The sequence below is a fragment of the Aquimarina litoralis genome (genome assembly GCF_019295435.1).
In the GTDB taxonomy this organism is placed as follows: Bacteria; Bacteroidota; Bacteroidia; order Flavobacteriales; family Flavobacteriaceae; genus Aquimarina; species Aquimarina litoralis_A.
Genome location: NZ_WEKL01000003.1, coordinates 22,126 through 40,374, shown reverse-complemented (window position 1 = coordinate 40,374; position 18,249 = coordinate 22,126). Strand labels below are relative to the sequence as shown.

The window sequence follows — 18,249 nt, the reverse complement described above, 5'->3', positions numbered from 1 at the left end:
ACCTATTATTAGGTCTTATTTTTATTTATTCCGGGGAATATTTCTTAAATTTAAATATTACGTTACACACTCTATCCCCATTTTTACAAATTAAATGAACATGACCATGAAATTGAAAAAAGTAACGGAAGAAAAACAGGACGCACATTTTAAGGATCATTATTTAAAATCAGAATTATATAATCTAGTAAAAACAGATAGTGCAATCTTTGATTTTATTCAAGAGGCTGCCTTAGATGGTATATGGTTCTGGGATCTTTTAGATCCAGAAAACGTATGGATGAATCCGAGATATTGGACGCTGTTCGGTTACGATCCTGAGAAAATGCCTCACAAAGTTGATTCTTGGCAAGAAATAGTATTCAAAGAAGATCTAAAAAATGTATACGCTAATTTTACTGCTCATGCAGAAGATCCTTCAATCCCTTACGATCAAATTGTTAGATTTAGACATAAGTTAGGTCATACTATCTGGGTTCGTTGTAGAGGTGTCATGCTTAGAGATGATAGAGGAAAGCCTGTAAAAATGCTCGGAGCTCATACCGATATTACAACGATTAAAAAAAAGGAAGAAGAAATCAAATTACAATCAGCGTTTTTTGAACATATTATTGATGGAACAGGATTAGGGACCTGGAAATGGAATGTAAAAACAGGTGAGACGATCCTAAATGAACGATGGGCAAATATGATTGGATACACCTTAGAAGAATTGAAACCAATATCCTTAGGTACTTGGCTAGAACACTCTACTAAAGAAGATCAAGATAGGTCTAACAAGCTTTTAAAAGAACATTTTAAAAAAAGAACTCCATATTATGAATGTGAGTTTAAAATGAAACATAAAAACGGGGAATGGATTTGGGTTTTGGATAGAGGTAAGGTAGTAAGCTGGGATGAAGAAGGAAATCCTGAATGGATGGTTGGATCTCACCAAGAAATAACAAAGAAGAAAAGAGACTTTGAAAGAAATAGGCTTTTTATTCAGCAAACACCAAGTGCAATTGCAATGTTTGATAATGAGATGAAGTATTTGGCTGCATCCCAGAAATGGTTGGAAATTTATGAAATTTGTTATCAAGATATAGTAGGTAAATTCTATGATGAGATCTTTTCTACAGTAAGTAAAAAAAGAAAAGAAAATATTATTAAGTGTCTCCGAGGTGAAGTTGTTAAAAATTATGAAGAAAAAATACATAGAAAAAAAGGTGACTTTGTTTGGTTATCTTGGGAGTTACGCCCTTGGTATTCTGATGAAAATGAAATAGGAGGTATTATTATTCACGTATCCGATATTACGAGAATTAAAAAAGAAGAAGAATTGAAATCTCTTTTAAGAGTTGCCGAAGATCAAAATAGAAGACTAAAAAACTTTGCACATATCGTTTCTCATAATTTGAAGTCACATTCTGGGAATTTCGAAATGCTATTAGACCTATATATTCAGGAAAATCCAGAAATTCAGGAAAATGAGATTATTAAACTTTTTAAAACTGCCTCTCAGAATCTTTCGGATACGATCGCACATCTTAATGAAGTAGTATTGATTAATACGTCATTAGATAAAAATTTAGTGCCAATCCAATTAAAGGAAGTTGTCGATGAAGTAGTAAAGGGAGTTTCGGCCATTGCATTAGAATCTAAAGTGGCAATTCATAATTTAATAGATAATGACTTAAAAGTACTTGCGATTCCTGCTTATTTGGATAGCATACTGCTAAATTTTATTACAAATGGGATTAAGTATAGATCTGAAGAAAGAAATAGTCATATTACCTTAAGTGCTGTTCAAACTGGAAAACATGTCGAACTATCAATAGAAGATAATGGACTTGGAATTGACCTGAAAAAACATCGATCTAAGTTATTCGGAATGTATAAAACCTTTCATTCTAATATCAAAAATGCTAGAGGAATTGGATTGTTTATTACAAAGAATCAAGTTGAAGCAATTGGAGGTAAAATAGAAGTGAGTAGTGAGGTTGACAAAGGAACCACATTTAAAATTTATATGAAATATGAGTAAGATAGATATTGCCTGTGTTATAGATGATGATCCAATTTTTGTTTTTGGGATTAAAAAAGTTATGCAATTGATTGACTTTTGCAAAGGAATCTTAGTTTTTAAAAATGGTCAAGAAGCATTGAACAATCTAAAAGCAATTATTTCAGCAAAAGAACAATTACCTGATGTTATTCTGCTAGACTTGAATATGCCTGTACTTGATGGATGGCAGTTCTTAGAGGAGTTTATAAAAATTCCGTGTGATAAAAAAATTCTAATTTATGTAGTTTCTTCTTCTGTAGATCCCGAAGATGTTTTGCGTGCTAAATCCTATGAAAATGTTAGTGATTATATCGTAAAACCTATTTCCGTGGCAAAGCTGAAAGAAGTATTGTACGATTTTGAAAACGCAACAAGCTAGGGTAAAACAAAATTTAGTTTGTTAATTCTCTAAATAAACTCTCTAAATCTTTATTTTTCCTTGATAATTGAAGAATTTTTAGTTGATTATCATGTGCAAAATCAAAAACTGCGGGTCTCATGTCTATCGCAGTGTCAAAAGTAAGATGATATACAAAACCATAAATATTTTTAACTTGTTTTATATGATCCAATTTGGATAAGAAAGCATCTTCGACCCTATAATCAAATTCTACTTCAATTATTTGATCATTTTGATCTATCATTTCATTTAGATTCTTATCGGCAACTATTTCTCCTTGATTGATAATAATTACGCGGTCGCACATGGCTTCAACTTCTTGCATAATATGTGTTGAAAGAAAAACTGTTTTTTCTTTCCCAACAGATTTTATAAGTTCTCTAATTTCTACTAATTGATTCGGATCAAGACCAGTAGTAGGCTCATCCAGGATAAGTACTTTAGGATCATGCAATAGTGCACATGCTAGTCCTACACGTTGTCGGTATCCTTTAGATAATTGATTGATCTTTTTATTGGATTCAGGTAAAAGGCCAGTTTGCTGGATAACCTCTTCGATACGAGATTTTGATATTTTATAAACCTGAGCATTAAATGATAAGTATTCCCTTACATACATCTCCAGATATAAAGGATTGTGTTCTGGAAGATAGCCAACACTTCTTTGCACATCCATGGATTGTGAGTTTACATCAAATCCATTTACTAAAGCTGTTCCATCTGAAGCATCTAGATAGGTTGTCAAAATTTTCATCATGGTGGATTTTCCTGCACCATTAGGACCCAAAAAACCAACGATTTCACCTTGTTTTACTTCAAAAGAAACATCTTTTAAAGCATGTTGATCATCATAAGTTTTAGAAATTTTTGAAACTGAAATTGACATACTTACCCTTTATATTCAAAAGTACATAAAACCATATTTATTGTGTATAAATCAAATAAAAAATTAAAAAATCTGATCATAACATTAGGATAATGTTTAGGTAAACTTATCGATAGCGTGTTTTCTTAAATTTATAATCAAAAGATATTCATGATGTTAAATAGATTTTTTGTAAAAATTATAGCTAAGTTATTTAGAAAACTAGTGTGTAATATTCAACAAGTAATTTTCATTATAATGTTTCCTTTTTTTAAGAAAGGTATGTTCAAGCATTAATAGTTTTCTTCTGCAAAGTATTTTGTCCTATTAATGAATACCATAAAACACCTTATCTGGGGAGTCACAACTGCAGCTGCTCAAACGGAAGGAGCATTCGATAAAGATGGTAGAGGACCTTCTATTTGGGATACATTTACTTCAAATCAAAAGAAAATAAAGGATAAGTCTAATAATCGGGTTGCGACAAATTTTTATGAACGCTTTAAAGAGGATATAGACTTATGTGTAGATATAGGTTTAAAGGTATTTCGTTTTTCGATTTCTTGGTCAAGAATATTACCTGATGGTACCGGAATCCTTAATAAAAAAGGGGTAGAATTTTATAACGACGTAATAAATTATTGTCTTGAAGTTGGAATAGAACCTTGGATAACCACATATCATTGGGATTTACCTCAAAAATTACAAAATAAGGGCGGTTGGAGAAATAGAGAAGTAGTTACTGATTATGAAAATTATGTTGCTATTCTCAAAGACCACTTTGCAGATCGGGTAAAAAATTGGGTTCTAGTAAATGAGGCAATTGTTTGTATAGGAGCGGGATATTTTTTAGGAATACATGCTCCTGGGAAAAGAGGAATCAAAAATTTTAGCTCCAGTCTCCATCATATTTTATTGGCGCAAGCGAAAGGTTTTTATGTTTTAAAAAAAGATAGCGATTTACATGTAGGAACTGCTGTAAGTTGCACCAAAATAGATCCTTATACAAATAGTAAAAAGGATCAAAAAGCGGCCTTAAAAATTGATGCTTTGATGAATCGTTTATGCATTGAACCTTATCTAGGATTAGGGTATCCAAAACAAGAATTACCAATCGTAACAAGAATAGAAAAATTTGTCCAAGAAGGTGATATGGATTTAATGAAAGTGGATTTTGATTTTTGGGGAGTTCAAACGTATGCTCGAGAAGTAGTAAAAAGTGCATGGTACATACCTTACTTAGGAAGTATTTTGGTAAGCCCAAAAAAGAGAAAGGTACCAGTTTCAGTTATGGGTTGGGAAACATATCCAGAAGGAGCGCAATTTTTTTTAGAAAGATTCTCTAAATATGACCCCAAAAAGCCTTTATGGCTTTCAGAATGCGGAATGGCACTGTCAGATGAGGAAGATGATTCGAAAAGAATAACATATTATAAAAAAGTCATTAAAGGAATGGAAAATGTAGTAGCTCAAAAAATAAACTTAAAAGGAATTCTATTATGGACGCTTGTAGATAATTTTGAATGGGCAGAAGGTTTTGTTCCTAAGTTTGGAATTATAAGTATGAATAAAACTACGCTAGATCGTACTATGAAAAAGACAGCAATTTGGATTAAAGAATATCTCTCTACGAATCTTTGATTAAATATAAAACTCCGATGAATGTTTAATTTCCTTAAGAACAAACGTACTGTTTAAAACTCCAATGTTTTCTATCTTGGATAGTTTTGTTTTAACAAAGTCATGATACTCTTCAAGGCTTTTAGTATGGATTTTTAATACAAAATCAACTTGTCCAGCCATATGATAACATTCTTGCACTTCATCTAAATTTTGGATTTGTTCTTCAAACTTTTCAATGAATGCTTCATTGTGATATCGCATGGATACTTGACAAATAGTAGTTATAGATCTGTCAATCAATTTTTTATCAAGAATAGCGACGTATTTTTTAATAAATCCTTGTTTTTCCAACCGTCTTACTCTTTCATATACTGGAGATGGAGTCAAATTCAAAATTGACGCAATTTCTTTGGCAGTTTTTTTTGAATCCTTTTGAAGAATTCTTAGAATAGTTAAATCCGTTTGATCTAGTTGCTCCATAATTGTTAATTAAAAATTACTTCAATCTTATCATTATTATAACAGTAAAAGTAAATAAAACTTTTATATTTTAATATTTCAGGAATAATTACTTAGTTTTTGTGAAAAAACAAATTTAAAAGTTGCTATTGTTATCTTAGTAAGTAAATAATGCTTTATAAGTGTTAAAATTTTAAGAGGAAAATGAGTACAAAAGTTTTAGTAATTGGTGCAAATGGTCAGTTGGGTTCGGTATTGACTAAGGAACTTCAGAAAAARCATACAATAGAAAACGTAATTGCTTCAGATCTTGAACAACGTGAATCTTATAAAGGTATTTTTGAAGTAATTGATGCTACAGATCAGAAGAGGATTCAAGAAGTGGTTGAGAGATATCAAATTACCCAAATATATCATTTAGCTGCCATTTTATCCGCAAAAGGAGAAGAGAGACCATTAGCTACTTGGGATATTAATATGAAAACCTTATTCAATGTTCTTGAAGTCTCTAGAATAAATCAAATAGAAAAAGTTTTTTTTCCAAGTTCGATAGCCGTTTTTGGAGAAGGTGCACCACTTTTGGAAACACCAAATGATGCTTATCTAAATCCCGCTACTGTATATGGAATGAGCAAAGCTGCGGGCGAGAATTGGGCCCAGTATTATTTTCTTAAATATGGATTAGATGTAAGATCTATTCGATATCCTGGAGTTATTGGATATCAATCCTTACCGGGTGGAGGAACTACGGATTATGCGGTTGATATTTATCATAAAGCAGTATTAGAAGAAGACTTCACATGTTTTTTGAAAGAAGATGCAATGCTTCCTATGATTTTTATGGAAGATGCTATAAGAGCTACTCTAGAACTTATGGAAGCTCCAAAAGAAGATATTACGGTTAGAACGTCCTACAATATTGCTGGAATTAGCTTTTCTCCGGAACAAATCACTTCAGAAATTTGTAAATTGTATCCTAATTTTAAAGTTGCCTATAACCCAGATTTCAGACAGGAAATTGCCGCAAGATGGCCCAAATCTATAGATGACACTGCCGCAAGAAATGATTGGGGATGGCAAGCTAATTTTGATCTTAAAAATATCACCGAAATTATGATCGAAAAACTTCAACAACAATATAAAAAAGGATCACGAAATAAGGAAATTCTAATGTTTTAGGATTTGTAAATCTTCTGAAATTTCAAATAATAAATTTAAAATAGTAAAAATACTTTCATGTTTTCAAATATAAAAGACGAATTACAAAAAGAATTAGAGGATATAAAATCTGCAGGTTTATATAAATCAGAAAGAATAATAACCACCCCACAAGGTGCAGAAATTGATACAACAAATACTAAAGATGTTTTGAATTTTTGTGCGAATAATTACCTTGGACTTTCTTCACATCCAGATGTTATCCAGGCAGGTAAAGATGCTATCGACTCTCATGGGTATGGATTATCTTCCGTACGTTTTATTTGTGGAACACAGGACATACATAAAGAACTAGAACGTAAAACAGCAGAGTTTTTAGGAATGGAGGACTGTATATTATATGCAGCAGCGTTCGATGCTAATGGAGGAGTTTTTGAACCAATTCTTACTGCTGAAGATGCGATTATTTCTGATTCCTTAAATCACGCTTCTATTATTGATGGAATTCGTTTGTGCAAAGCTAAGCGATTTAGATATGAACATAACAATATGGTCGATCTGGAAAAACAATTAAAAGCTGCTGAAGGTTCAAGAAGAATATTAATTGTTACAGATGGTTCATTTTCTATGGATGGAACCATTGCACAGTTAGATAAAATTTGCGATCTAGCTGATGCGTATGAAGCAATGGTAATGATCGATGAATGCCATTCTACCGGTTTTTTAGGTAAAACAGGAAGAGGTACTCATGAGTATAGAGACGTAATGGGACGCATTGATATAATTACAGGTACGTACGGTAAAGCACTTGGTGGTGCTTCAGGAGGATTTACAGCTGCTCGAAAAGAAATAGTAGATATGTTAAGACAACGTTCTAGACCTTATTTGTTTTCAAATACCGTGGCACCTTCTATTGTAGGGGCTTCTATAAAAGTACTTGATCTATTAAGCTCTTCTACCAAATTAAGAGATAAGTTAGAGGAAAATACTAAATACTTTAGATCAGAAATGACTGCTGCTGGATTTGATATCGTTCCTGGAGATCATCCAATAGTACCAGTAATGTTATATGAAGCAACATTAGCTCAAGAATTTGCAGCAAAACTTTTAGATGAAGGAATATATGTAATTGGTTTTTTCTACCCTGTTGTTCCAAAAGGGAAAGCACGAATTAGAGTGCAATTATCAGCAGGGCATGACAGAGAACATCTTGAAAAAGCAGTAAAAGCATTTACTAAAGTTGGTAAAGAGCTAGGAGTAATATAATTACGAACGTTTGTTAGTGATCAAAAACATAGAAAATTCTTATTATCTAGGTATGTTTGTTTAAAATATTACATTGATTTGTAGTAAAAAATTCATAATTGATGATAATAAGAGGTAATCGATGAAAAAAACTAAAATTTATTTTGTAGAGTAATAGTTTTAGCTACTTTAGCAACGTATTAAAAAGACAACAATGAGCAATTTGTTTACATGGAACCGATTTTATTTTTTCTTCTTTTATTTTAAAAGTAAGATCGGGATCGCTATGTAAATAAATAAGCCAAATTTATAAAACTAGAATCCCGATGTAGAATCGGGATTTTTTTTTGAACATAAAATTTAAAACGTTTGAGTAAGAAAGTTGCCATACAAGGAATAAAAGGTTCATACCATCATGGAGTCGCCCAAGCATATTTTGGAAATGAAGTAGATGTTCATGAGTGTATGTCATTTCAGGAATTAGTGCATAGTTTAGAGGATAGAAAAAGCACAGATGCGGTGATGGCAATTGAAAACTCTATTGCAGGATCAATTATTCCAAATTATGCATACATAGATGAACATGATCTGACGATTTGTGGAGAGTATTTTCAACCAATTCATCATTGCTTAATGGCATTAGGAAATCAAGAAATTTCAGATATCAAAGAAGTGTATTCACATCCAATGGCGTTATTGCAGTGTAAAGACTTTTTTAGAAAACATTCATATATTAAATTGGTGGAAGATGCTGATACCGCTGATGTTGCAAAAAGAATTCAGGAACAAAAGTTGACGGGTATAGCAGCGGTCGCAGGAGAAACGGCAGCTAAAATTTATGAATTAGACATATTAGCCAAAAATATTCAAACAATTAAAACCAATAGTACAAGGTTTTTTATTCTGAATACAGATGAAAATTCTGGAATTGATAGTAAAGAGATTAACAAAGCATCCTTGAAATTTCTTACCGATCATAAAAGAGGAAGCTTGGCTACTGTACTCAACGTGATGAGTGATTGTAGATTAAATCTTACTAAAATCCAGTCATTACCTGTGATTAACATGCCTTGGAAATATTCCTTTTTTGTTGATGTAACTTTTGATAAATATGAGGACTACCAAAAAGCAATTTCTATATTGAAAATTATGGCTTTAGAACTAAAAATATTAGGAGAATATAAAAACCAGAACGGATGAGTATTCAAACAGCAAAACGGTTAGAAACGGTGGAGGAATATTATTTCTCTAAGAAACTTCGCGAGGTTAGAGCTTTGGCAGCTTCAGGGAAACCAATTTTAAATATGGCTATAGGAAGTCCTGATTTGGATCCTCCAAGAGAAGTTATTGAAGCTATACAAAGTTCTGTAGTACAAGATGGCGCTCATAAATATCAAAGCTATCAAGGGATACCTGAACTAAGAATAGAGTTTTCGGAATTTTATAAGATGAATTATGGAGTGGAGTTGGATCCAGAGAATGAGATTTTACCACTTATGGGTTCCAAAGAAGGTATCATGCATATTTCATTGGCTTATCTTAATGAAGGAGATGAGGTGTTGGTTCCTAATCCTGGATATCCTACCTATACATCAGTAACAAAATTGGTTGGTGCTACGCCAATTTTTTATGATCTAAAAGAAGATAATGGATGGGAACCTGATTTAGAAACTTTATCAAAGAAAGATCTCAGTCGTGTAAAAATTATGTGGATTAATTATCCCCATATGCCAACAGGTGCAAGAGGAAGTTTAAAAACGTTAGAAAAACTGATTTCTTTTGCAAGAGAACATAATATTCTACTGATAAATGATAACCCTTATAGTTTTATTTTAAATGATAACCCCACTAGTATTCTGTCTATTGATGGAGCAAAAGAAGTTGCGTTAGAATTAAACTCTTTAAGTAAAACTTTCAATATGGCAGGATGGAGAGTAGGTGTTGTGAGTGGAAGTAAAGATAAAATAGAGGCTATTCTTAAAGTGAAAAGTAATATGGATAGCGGTATGTTTTTAGGAGTTCAAAAAGGAGCTATTGGAGCATTGAAAATGTCTGGTAATTGGTTTAGCCAAATAAACACTATCTATAAAGAAAGGCGCCAATTAATATGGAAATTAGCCTCTTTACTCGGTTGTACTTATGATAAAACGGCAACTGGAATGTTTGTATGGGCAAAATTACCTGAAGGAATTAACGCAGTAGAATTTATTGATAATATCTTATATCAAAATAGTGTGTTTATTACTCCTGGAGATATTTTTGGAAGTAATGGAAAAGGATATATTCGTTTTTCGTTATGTGTTACCAAAGAAAATATAAAAGAAGCTATTGCACGATTTGAGAAAGAACAAACACAATTTGCAAAGAATAACATCGTACATCAAAAATCGTAATTTGTATATAGAATGAAAGTATTTGTAATTGGAATAGGGTTAATAGGAGGGTCGTTTGCTATAGATATTAGAGCAGCTTTTAATGAATCTCAGATTTATGGGGTTGATAAAAACGAACAACATTTAGACAAAGCTATTTCTTTAGGGATTATTGATGAAAAATCCACTTTTGAAGAATTGGATAAAGCTGATGTTGTAATCGTATCTGTTCCGGTAGATGTTACCGTTAAATTGCTACCAAAAATCTTGGATAAGATTAATGATGAATGTTTAGTTTTTGATGTAGGTTCTACGAAAAAGAAATTATGTATTTCGATTGGAGAACATCCGAAACGAAGAAACTATTTAGCAGCGCATCCTATTGCGGGAACGGAGTTTTCAGGACCACAGGCAGCGATAGCAAATTTGTATAGAGGAAAAACGAATATCATTTGTGAGGTAGAAAGGACGGCTTTCAAATTACAAGAGCGCGGTATGGAGATTTTTACTAGGTTAGGAATGAGAATTCGATATATGGATCCTGCTTCACATGATAAACATATAGCATATGTATCGCATTTGTCGCATATTAGTTCGTTTATGTTAGGAAAAACGGTTATTGAAAAAGAGAAAAATGAAAGAGATATATTTGATATGGCAGGAAGTGGTTTTGCTTCTACCGTTCGATTAGCAAAAAGTTCCCCAGAAATGTGGACACCAATTTTTAAACATAATAAAGAAAATGTAATCGAAACATTAACCGAGTATATCGCAAATCTTACTCAGTTTAAAGAACTGATAGAAGAAGGTAATTTTGTTGAAATTTATAAGGAAATGGAAGATACAAACCATATAAAGACTATACTAAAAGGAATATCATAATATATAACCAAATAAAAACAGAACATTAATACAGTATAAAAAAATAGAAATGGAGAATAAGAAAGAATTAAGAAACTGGTTAGATGCATATAATTTGGATCATCCTCTAGTAATTGGAGGACCATGCAGTGCTGAGACTGAAGATCAAGTTGTTAAAATTGCGCATCAACTTAAAGATTCGGATGCAACGGTTTTAAGAGCAGGAATTTGGAAACCAAGAACAAGACCTGGAAATTTTGAAGGAGTTGGAGCCTTAGGATTAAAATGGTTACAACGTGCCAAAGAAGAAACAGGAATGAAAATTGCAACTGAAGTAGCAAATCCTCATCATGTTGAACTTGCACTAGAACATGGAGTAGATGTATTATGGATTGGAGCAAGAAGTACAGTTTCACCATTTATTGTTCAGGATATTGCGGATGCTTGTAAGGGAATTGATAATCCGGTTTTAATTAAAAACCCTATTAACCCCGATCTTTCCCTATGGTTGGGTGCAGTAGAACGTTTTTATACCGCAGATGTGAAAAATTTAGGAGTAATTCATAGAGGGTTTTCTACCTATGAGAAAACAAAATATAGAAATATTCCAGAATGGCAAATACCTATTGATTTACAAAATCGTTTTCCAGATCTTCCTTTGATTTTGGATCCTTCACATATAGCAGGAAGAAGAGATTTGATTTTTGATCTTTCTCAAACTGCATTAGATCTTAATTTTGACGGACTAATTGTAGAAACTCATTATGATCCTGATAATGCTTGGAGTGATGCCGCACAACAAATTACACCTGATACTTTAATTCAACATATGAAAGATTTAAAAATTCGTAAGGAAGTGGGAGTAGATGAATCATACCAAAAAACATTAAGTGAATTACGTGCAAAAATTGATGTAGCTGATAATCAATTACTAGATGTTTTGTCAAAAAGAATGAAAATATCAGATGAGATTGGTAAAGCTAAAGCAAAACAAAACGTAGCAATATTGCAATCTAAACGTTGGAATGAAATATTAGGTAAGATGATTCTTGAAGGAGAAGAAAAAGGATTAAGTGAAGAGTTTATTCTAAGAATATACAAGGCGATACATCAGGAATCGATTAATCACCAGAAAAAAGTTGCTAAATCTTAAATATGAATATATTACCTATTGGGTATAGAGATTTATTTGCATCTTTGCGTTTATGACAGGAACTGTATATAAATCTACCGGAAGTTGGTACACCGTTAAAACGGATGAAGGAGCTGTGTATGAGTGTCGTATCAAAGGTAAATTTAGAATAAAAGGTATCAAAAGCACAAATCCAGTTTCTGTTGGAGATATCGTAGATTTTAAACTAGAAACTAAAAACGATAGAGAAACTGGTGTCATTGAAAACATAAGAGAACGCAGGAACTATATTATTAGAAAATCTGTAAACTTATCTAAGCAAACCCACATCATTGCTTCAAACATTGATGTGGTTTTTTTATTAATTACACTTAATAATCCTCCGACGTTTACTGCATTTATTGACAGATTTTTGGTTACAGCAGAAGCATATGATATCAAAGCAATATTGTTATTTAATAAAATTGACACCTACAATGAAGAGGAACTTCTGGAGATAAAATATCTGGCAGCTCTTTATCGAGAAATTGGATATGAATGTATTGGGATTTCGGCTAAGAATGGTAAAAATGTAGATAAGGTTAAAGAATTAATGAAAGGAAAGGTAAGTATGTTTTCTGGTCACAGTGGTGTTGGTAAATCTACCTTGGTTAATTTGATTGAGCCTAACTTATCTCTTAAAACTGCTGAGATTAGCGATCAACATCAGCAAGGCCAACATACTACAACATTTGCAGAAATGTATGATCTCAGTTTCGATGCTAAAATTATCGACACACCAGGAATCAAAGGATTCGGTATCGTAGATATGGATAAAGAGGAAGTAGGAGATTATTTCCCAGAATTTTTTGAGCTTAAACAGCAGTGCAAGTTTAATAATTGTCTACATATCAATGAACCTAAGTGTGCCGTGAAGGAAGCCTTAGAAAATGGAGAAGTTGCCTGGTCCCGATATAAAAGTTATCTACAGATTTTAGAAGGTGAAGACGAACACTACCGCAAAAATAATTATGACGAATAATATTTTTTTAAATTTTTAGGGTAACATTTCTTTCCCATTTGACACATACTATTATGAGAGCAGTAATTCAAAGAGTATCTGAAGCTTCTGTTACCGTGAATCAAGAAATAATTTCTGAAATAAATTCAGGTCTTTTGATCTTACTTGGTATAGAAGATGAAGATACAATTGATGATATTAATTGGTTATCTGGAAAAATAAGCAAATTAAGAATCTTTGGAGATGATAAAGGAATGATGAACCAAAGTATTATTGATATCAATGGAGAAGCTATAATAGTTAGCCAGTTTACCCTATATGCCAGCACAAAAAAAGGAAATAGACCTAGTTTTATTAAAGCTGCAAAACCTGAGAAAGCAATTCCGCTCTACGAAAATTTTGTAAAACAATTTGAAAAAGATTTGGACAAAAAAGTGGGTACGGGTCAATTTGGGGCTGATATGAAAGTATCACTGATCAACGATGGTCCAGTAACCATAATAATCGATACTAAAAACAAAGAATAATAACCACCCCAGAATAAAATTAATATGCAATTACCAAAAGTACAACATATACTTGTTGTCATATTTCTGTGTGTCTTTTCGGAAATAAACAGTCAAGAAAATTTAGAGTTACAGTCCATACTTTTGGACTCTACACTTACTAAGGATGCCAACGCAATTGTAAGATCAGAAGATATAGTAGTTGAGATTAATTCTATTAATTCTGTAACAATAAGATCCAAACGTATTGTTACTATTTTGAATAAATACGGAAATAAATATGCTAAATCTTATCAAGGATACGATTCTTCCAGAAATATAAAAAAACTTCAATTGACAGTTTATAACGCTTTAGGAAAGGAAATTAATAAATATAAAAAGAAAGATTTTAGTGACCGGAGCGCAGTGAGTGCAGGAACTTTATTTTCAGATGATAGGATTAAATATGTTGATTATACTCCTACAGGATATCCATATTCAATAGTTTTTGAAAGTGAAATCGAAAGTTCAATAACAGCATATATAAGACCTTGGGTACCTATTTCAGGATATAGTCTAAGTGTTCAGAAATCAACTTTCAGAGTTTTGAATCCAACAAAAATCCCTATTCGAAATAAGGAAGAAAGATTTAATGGTTACAATATTAAAATGAGCAAAGAAAATATGGAGTTGTTTTATGAAATGTCAAATGTTCCTGCTTCGTCTTTTGAGGTTCAAGCTCCATCTTTTTATAATATTTTTCCAATAGCTAGGATTGCTTTAAATGATTTTTCACTAGATGGTATTGAAGGCTCGGCAAAAGATTGGAAGTCTTTAGGGAAATGGGAATATGATCATTTGATTGCGGGTAGAGATCAATTACCGGAAAAAACATTAAAAGAGGTTGAGAAATTGATGATAGGAGCAGATACGAAAAGAGAAAAAGCCAAGCGTATCTATAACTATGTTCAGAATAAAACTAGATATATAAGTGTTCAGTTAGGTATAGGAGGGCTGATACCTTTTTTGGCAAGTGATGTAGATAAGTGGGGATATGGTGATTGCAAGGCATTAACAAATTATACCAAAGCATTATTGAAATCTCAAAATATAGAATCTTATTACACAGAACTATATGCTGGACAGGAAAAAAGAGATATGGATGATGAATTTGCTTCGATTGAAGGGAATCATGTTATATTAAATATTCCCGATGAAGAAGAGGATATTTGGTTAGAATGTACTAGCCAGACCGCTCCTTTTAATTTTATCGGAGATTTTACTGATGATAGAAATGTATTAGTCCTCAAACCAGAAGGTGGAGAAATTAAAAGAACAAAAAAATATAGCCCTGAAGAAAATACACTCCATACAACAGCAACTATTTCTTTACTAGCAGATGCTTCTATTAAAGCAGAAGTAGTTTCTATATCTAAAGGATTACAATATGATTGGAGATATCTAACAAAATTAGAACCAATCAAAGACCAGAAATTGTATTACAAAGAATATTGGGATCATATTAATAATCTAAACATCGTATCTATAGAATTAGAAGATGATAAGGATAGTATTAGTTATCAAGAACATGTGAAAATTGATGCAAGAAATTATGCTACAAAAGTTGGAAGTAGATTACTGATAATGCCTAATATTTTTAATCGTATTACAAGGAAGATGCCTAGGTATAAGGACAGAAAAACGCCTTTGGTTATTTCTAGAGGATATGTGGATGTAGATGAGTATATCATTAAAGTACCAGAAGGATATGCGATTAATAAGCTTCCAGAAAAAAAAGTATTCGAAACAATTTTTGGGAAGTATTCATGCAGTATAGAAAAAGTCGATGAGTCTACCTTGAAATATAGTAGAAACTTACTGATCAAAGATGGCGAACACCCAAAAGAAAAGTATGAAGATTACAGGCAATTTATGGCAAAACTAAGAACTGCTGATAAAACAAAAATAATACTTAAACAACTATAAAAATAAGCACGAAACAATGGGAAAAATATCTAAAATAACAGCAATTTTCTTGCTGATTATATCTATAAATTCGACGGCTCAAGAATATAAATTTGGTAAAGTGTCCAAAGAAGAGTTAATGGAAAAATCTTATCCATTAGACAGCTCTGCAAATGCCGCCGTATTGTATGAAAATAAGAAAGTAAGTGTAGAGTACAATCCTAATAAAGGGTTTCAACTAGTAACTGATGTTTTTAAAAGAATAAAACTGTACAATAAAGATGGGTTCAAATATGCTTCTGAAGAATTATTATTATACAAGAGTGGTAGTGATAAAGAAACGGTATCTAGTTTAAAAGGGGTTACCTATATATTGTCAAACGATAAAATAGAAAAAATTAAACTTAAGAAAGACGGAATTTTTAAAGGTGAGTTTTCAGAAAATCTAAATGAACAAAAGTTCACTATGCCTGCAATTACAGAAGGAGCTGTTATTGAGTACCAATATAAAGTAACCTCACCTTTTTTATCTGTTATCGATAGGCTTTATTTACAATATGAAATTCCAATAAAAAAAATAGAAGTTAAAGTCAAATCTCCGGAATATTTTAATTACAAAAAGTTCTCTACTGGATATTTACCATTAAATATAAAGGAATCTGCTACTAATGATAAAATTACTTTTAATAATAAAGTCAGATCTTGGGGTAAAGTCTCCACTACAAAGTTTTATCAAAATACTGTAGATTTTAGAGTGAAGCAGGATATTGTAGAATCAACCAATGTGCCAGCTTTTAAAAAAGAACCATATTCTGGAAACGCTCAGAATTATATTTCATCGTTAAGCTATGAATTGTCTTATGTGAAATTTCCTAATGAACCGATAGAGTACCGTTCAACCACTTGGGAAGACGTTACTAAAAAGATTTACAATAGTTCTAGCTTTGGCGGTGAGTTAAGCAAAACCAATTATTTTAAAGAAGATATAGATAATATTCTTGCCAATGCAAAAGGTCAATTAGAAAAAGTAGGTTTGATTTACACATTTGTAAAGAATAAGATGAATTGGAATAAACAAAATAGAGTATTCGTAAACAAAGGGGTAAAGAAAGCATATAAAGAAAACACTGGAAATTCTGCCGAAATTAATCTGATGCTTACCGCTATGTTGAATTATGCTAATATAGAAGCTAATCCAGTTGTGGCCAGCACAGGTGATAGATTGGTATCACTCTTCCCAACATTAAACGGATTTAATTATGTGATTACTAGAGTGAAACTTGCAGATGGAAAGATTTTTTATTTAGATGCAACCGATAAATATGGATTACCCAATATTTTACCTGCTCGATTAATTAGAGGTATGGGAAGAGTGATTGCAAAAAATGGGACTTCTCAAATGGTGGATCTAAGACCAAGAATTCCTTCAACTATGGGATGTCGAGTGCAATGTGAAATTGATAATGAAGGTATGGTGAAAGGAAAGATGATGGTGAATTATAAAGATTATTTAGCTCACAATTTTAGAAGTATAAACGGTGCAAAAGATGATGAAAGTAAAGCACAGCGATTTGAGAAAAAGTATGGATTCTCATCCTTAGAAGAGTATAATGCAATAGGAGTAAAAGAGTATGGAAAAGGAGTGAGAGAAAAGTTTGATTTTACCATAGAGGATCAGATTGAAATAATAGAGGATGAACTATTCTTTTCACCTTTGTTATTTCTAAGAAATAAAGAAAACATATTTAAATCTGATGATCGACAATATCCTATTGATTTTGGATATGGATTTACGAATAAATATATGATGAATATAAAAATCCCTGAAGGATATGAAGTTACCGAGTATCCGAAAACTTCTGCATTTAAGTTGCCTGATAATATGGGAATGTTTACATTTAGATCCAATGTATCTAACGGAGTAATTCAGATTATGGTAGATGAAACAATAACGGCACCAGTAGTGCCAGCCAATTATTATCCTGCTGTAAAAGAGTTTTATAATCAAGTGATACAAAAAGAGAATGAACAAATAGTTCTTAAAAAGATATAAGCATGAATATTCAAAACGCTCAAAAAGCGGTAGATGATTGGATCAAAACTCACGGAGTTCGTTATTTTAATGAACTTACCAATATGGCGCAGCTTACAGAAGAAGTAGGTGAAGTTGCAAGAATAATAGCTCGTCGATACGGAGAACAGAGTGAAAAAGAAAGCGATAAGAATAAAGATTTAGGAGAAGAGTTAGCGGATGTTATGTTTGTAGTATTATGTTTAGCAAATCAAACAGGAGTTAATCTTCAGGAAGCTTTCGACAAAAAATTAGACATCAAAACAAAAAGAGACCACGATCGTCATCATAATAACGAGAAATTAAAATAATGTTTAAGTCAATTCTAAGTTCTAAAAGATATTGGATTTCTGTAGCTCGCCTTGGAGTTGCATTTATACTACTAATAAGTTTAATAGAATATTTAAAATATTATTTTGGTAATGGGTCTGAAGCTTTTCTAGCTGTTAAGATTAATAATGGGCTTTGGGTGCGATACTTATTGTCTAGAGTCTTAGGTGGATTGGCATATGGAATGATACAGGCATATTATTTTGAAAGAAGAAAACACAAATCAAATCAATAAA

At 32.0% G+C, this 18,249-nt stretch carries 17 protein-coding genes; 15 read left to right on the top strand and 2 right to left on the bottom strand.

Annotated features, from left to right (window positions below; translation table 11 throughout):
- The first annotated feature begins 106 nt into the window (after positions 1-106).
- On the top strand, positions 107-2,026 hold the full coding sequence (locus GBO31_RS02330) for a PAS domain-containing sensor histidine kinase (protein WP_219006704.1): 1,920 nt from the start codon (positions 107-109) through the stop codon (positions 2,024-2,026).
- A complete protein-coding gene (locus GBO31_RS02325) occupies positions 2,019-2,426 on the top strand; it encodes a response regulator (RefSeq protein WP_219006703.1) in 408 nt (135 codons plus the stop codon). Before GBO31_RS02330 ends, GBO31_RS02325 begins: the two co-directional genes overlap by 8 nt.
- Before the next feature lie 13 nt (positions 2,427-2,439).
- Here the strand turns inward: GBO31_RS02325 and gldA are convergent, their stop codons facing one another.
- The gene (gene gldA, locus GBO31_RS02320; RefSeq protein WP_219006702.1) at positions 2,440-3,333 is read right to left on the bottom strand and encodes a gliding motility-associated ABC transporter ATP-binding subunit GldA; all 894 of its coding nucleotides are present in this window, start codon (positions 3,331-3,333) and stop codon (positions 2,440-2,442) included.
- Between the two features lie 309 nt (positions 3,334-3,642).
- Between gldA and GBO31_RS02315 the strand changes: the two genes are divergently transcribed.
- Positions 3,643-4,953, top strand: a complete 1,311-nt coding sequence (locus GBO31_RS02315) for a glycoside hydrolase family 1 protein (RefSeq protein ID WP_219006701.1) — start codon at positions 3,643-3,645, stop codon at positions 4,951-4,953.
- On the opposite strand, the gene GBO31_RS02310 is transcribed toward GBO31_RS02315, so the two are convergent.
- Positions 4,954-5,415, bottom strand: a complete 462-nt coding sequence (locus tag GBO31_RS02310; protein ID WP_219006700.1) for an Lrp/AsnC family transcriptional regulator — start codon at positions 5,413-5,415, stop codon at positions 4,954-4,956.
- Between the two features lie 183 nt (positions 5,416-5,598).
- Here GBO31_RS02310 and GBO31_RS02305 point away from each other — a divergent pair, with 183 nt between their 5' ends.
- The 12 genes from GBO31_RS02305 (at position 5,599) to GBO31_RS02250 (ending at position 18,248) form a co-directional block, all read left to right on the top strand.
- Positions 5,599-6,573, top strand: a complete 975-nt coding sequence (locus GBO31_RS02305) for an NAD-dependent epimerase/dehydratase family protein (protein ID WP_219006699.1) — start codon at positions 5,599-5,601, stop codon at positions 6,571-6,573.
- A gap of 57 nt (positions 6,574-6,630) precedes the next feature.
- The gene (gene kbl / locus GBO31_RS02300) at positions 6,631-7,818 is read left to right on the top strand and encodes a glycine C-acetyltransferase (protein ID WP_219006698.1); all 1,188 of its coding nucleotides are present in this window, start codon (positions 6,631-6,633) and stop codon (positions 7,816-7,818) included.
- A 348-nt stretch (positions 7,819-8,166) separates the two neighbouring features.
- On the top strand, positions 8,167-8,997 hold the full coding sequence (locus GBO31_RS02295) for a prephenate dehydratase (RefSeq protein ID WP_219006697.1): 831 nt from the start codon (positions 8,167-8,169) through the stop codon (positions 8,995-8,997).
- Positions 8,994-10,190: a pyridoxal phosphate-dependent aminotransferase gene (locus tag GBO31_RS02290; protein ID WP_219006696.1), complete on the top strand. Its 1,197-nt coding sequence runs from the start codon at positions 8,994-8,996 to the stop codon at positions 10,188-10,190. The genes GBO31_RS02295 and GBO31_RS02290 overlap by 4 nt, the downstream gene beginning before the upstream one ends.
- A gap of 12 nt (positions 10,191-10,202) precedes the next feature.
- Positions 10,203-11,051, top strand: coding sequence for a prephenate dehydrogenase (locus GBO31_RS02285; RefSeq protein WP_219006695.1), 849 nt, complete (start codon positions 10,203-10,205; stop codon positions 11,049-11,051).
- Between the two features lie 49 nt (positions 11,052-11,100).
- Positions 11,101-12,183 (top strand): bifunctional 3-deoxy-7-phosphoheptulonate synthase/chorismate mutase type II, encoded by a 1,083-nt coding sequence (locus tag GBO31_RS02280; protein ID WP_219006694.1) that lies wholly within the window; start codon positions 11,101-11,103, stop codon positions 12,181-12,183.
- A gap of 52 nt (positions 12,184-12,235) precedes the next feature.
- Positions 12,236-13,183: a ribosome small subunit-dependent GTPase A gene (gene rsgA / locus GBO31_RS02275; protein ID WP_219006693.1), complete on the top strand. Its 948-nt coding sequence runs from the start codon at positions 12,236-12,238 to the stop codon at positions 13,181-13,183.
- Positions 13,184-13,236: 53 nt separating this feature from the next.
- Positions 13,237-13,689 (top strand): D-aminoacyl-tRNA deacylase, encoded by a 453-nt coding sequence (gene dtd / locus GBO31_RS02270; RefSeq protein ID WP_219006692.1) that lies wholly within the window; start codon positions 13,237-13,239, stop codon positions 13,687-13,689.
- Positions 13,690-13,713: 24 nt separating this feature from the next.
- Positions 13,714-15,633: a DUF3857 domain-containing protein gene (locus GBO31_RS02265; protein WP_219006691.1), complete on the top strand. Its 1,920-nt coding sequence runs from the start codon at positions 13,714-13,716 to the stop codon at positions 15,631-15,633.
- Positions 15,634-15,649: 16 nt separating this feature from the next.
- Positions 15,650-17,665: a DUF3857 and transglutaminase domain-containing protein gene (locus GBO31_RS02260; protein WP_219006690.1), complete on the top strand. Its 2,016-nt coding sequence runs from the start codon at positions 15,650-15,652 to the stop codon at positions 17,663-17,665.
- A gap of 2 nt (positions 17,666-17,667) precedes the next feature.
- Positions 17,668-17,994, top strand: a complete 327-nt coding sequence (locus GBO31_RS02255; protein WP_219006689.1) for a nucleotide pyrophosphohydrolase — start codon at positions 17,668-17,670, stop codon at positions 17,992-17,994.
- Positions 17,994-18,248 carry a hypothetical protein gene (locus GBO31_RS02250; protein WP_219006688.1) on the top strand — a complete coding sequence of 85 codons (255 nt, stop codon included), beginning with the start codon at positions 17,994-17,996 and terminating at the stop codon, positions 18,246-18,248. Before GBO31_RS02255 ends, GBO31_RS02250 begins: the two co-directional genes overlap by 1 nt.
- Position 18,249: the final 1 nt, after the last annotated feature.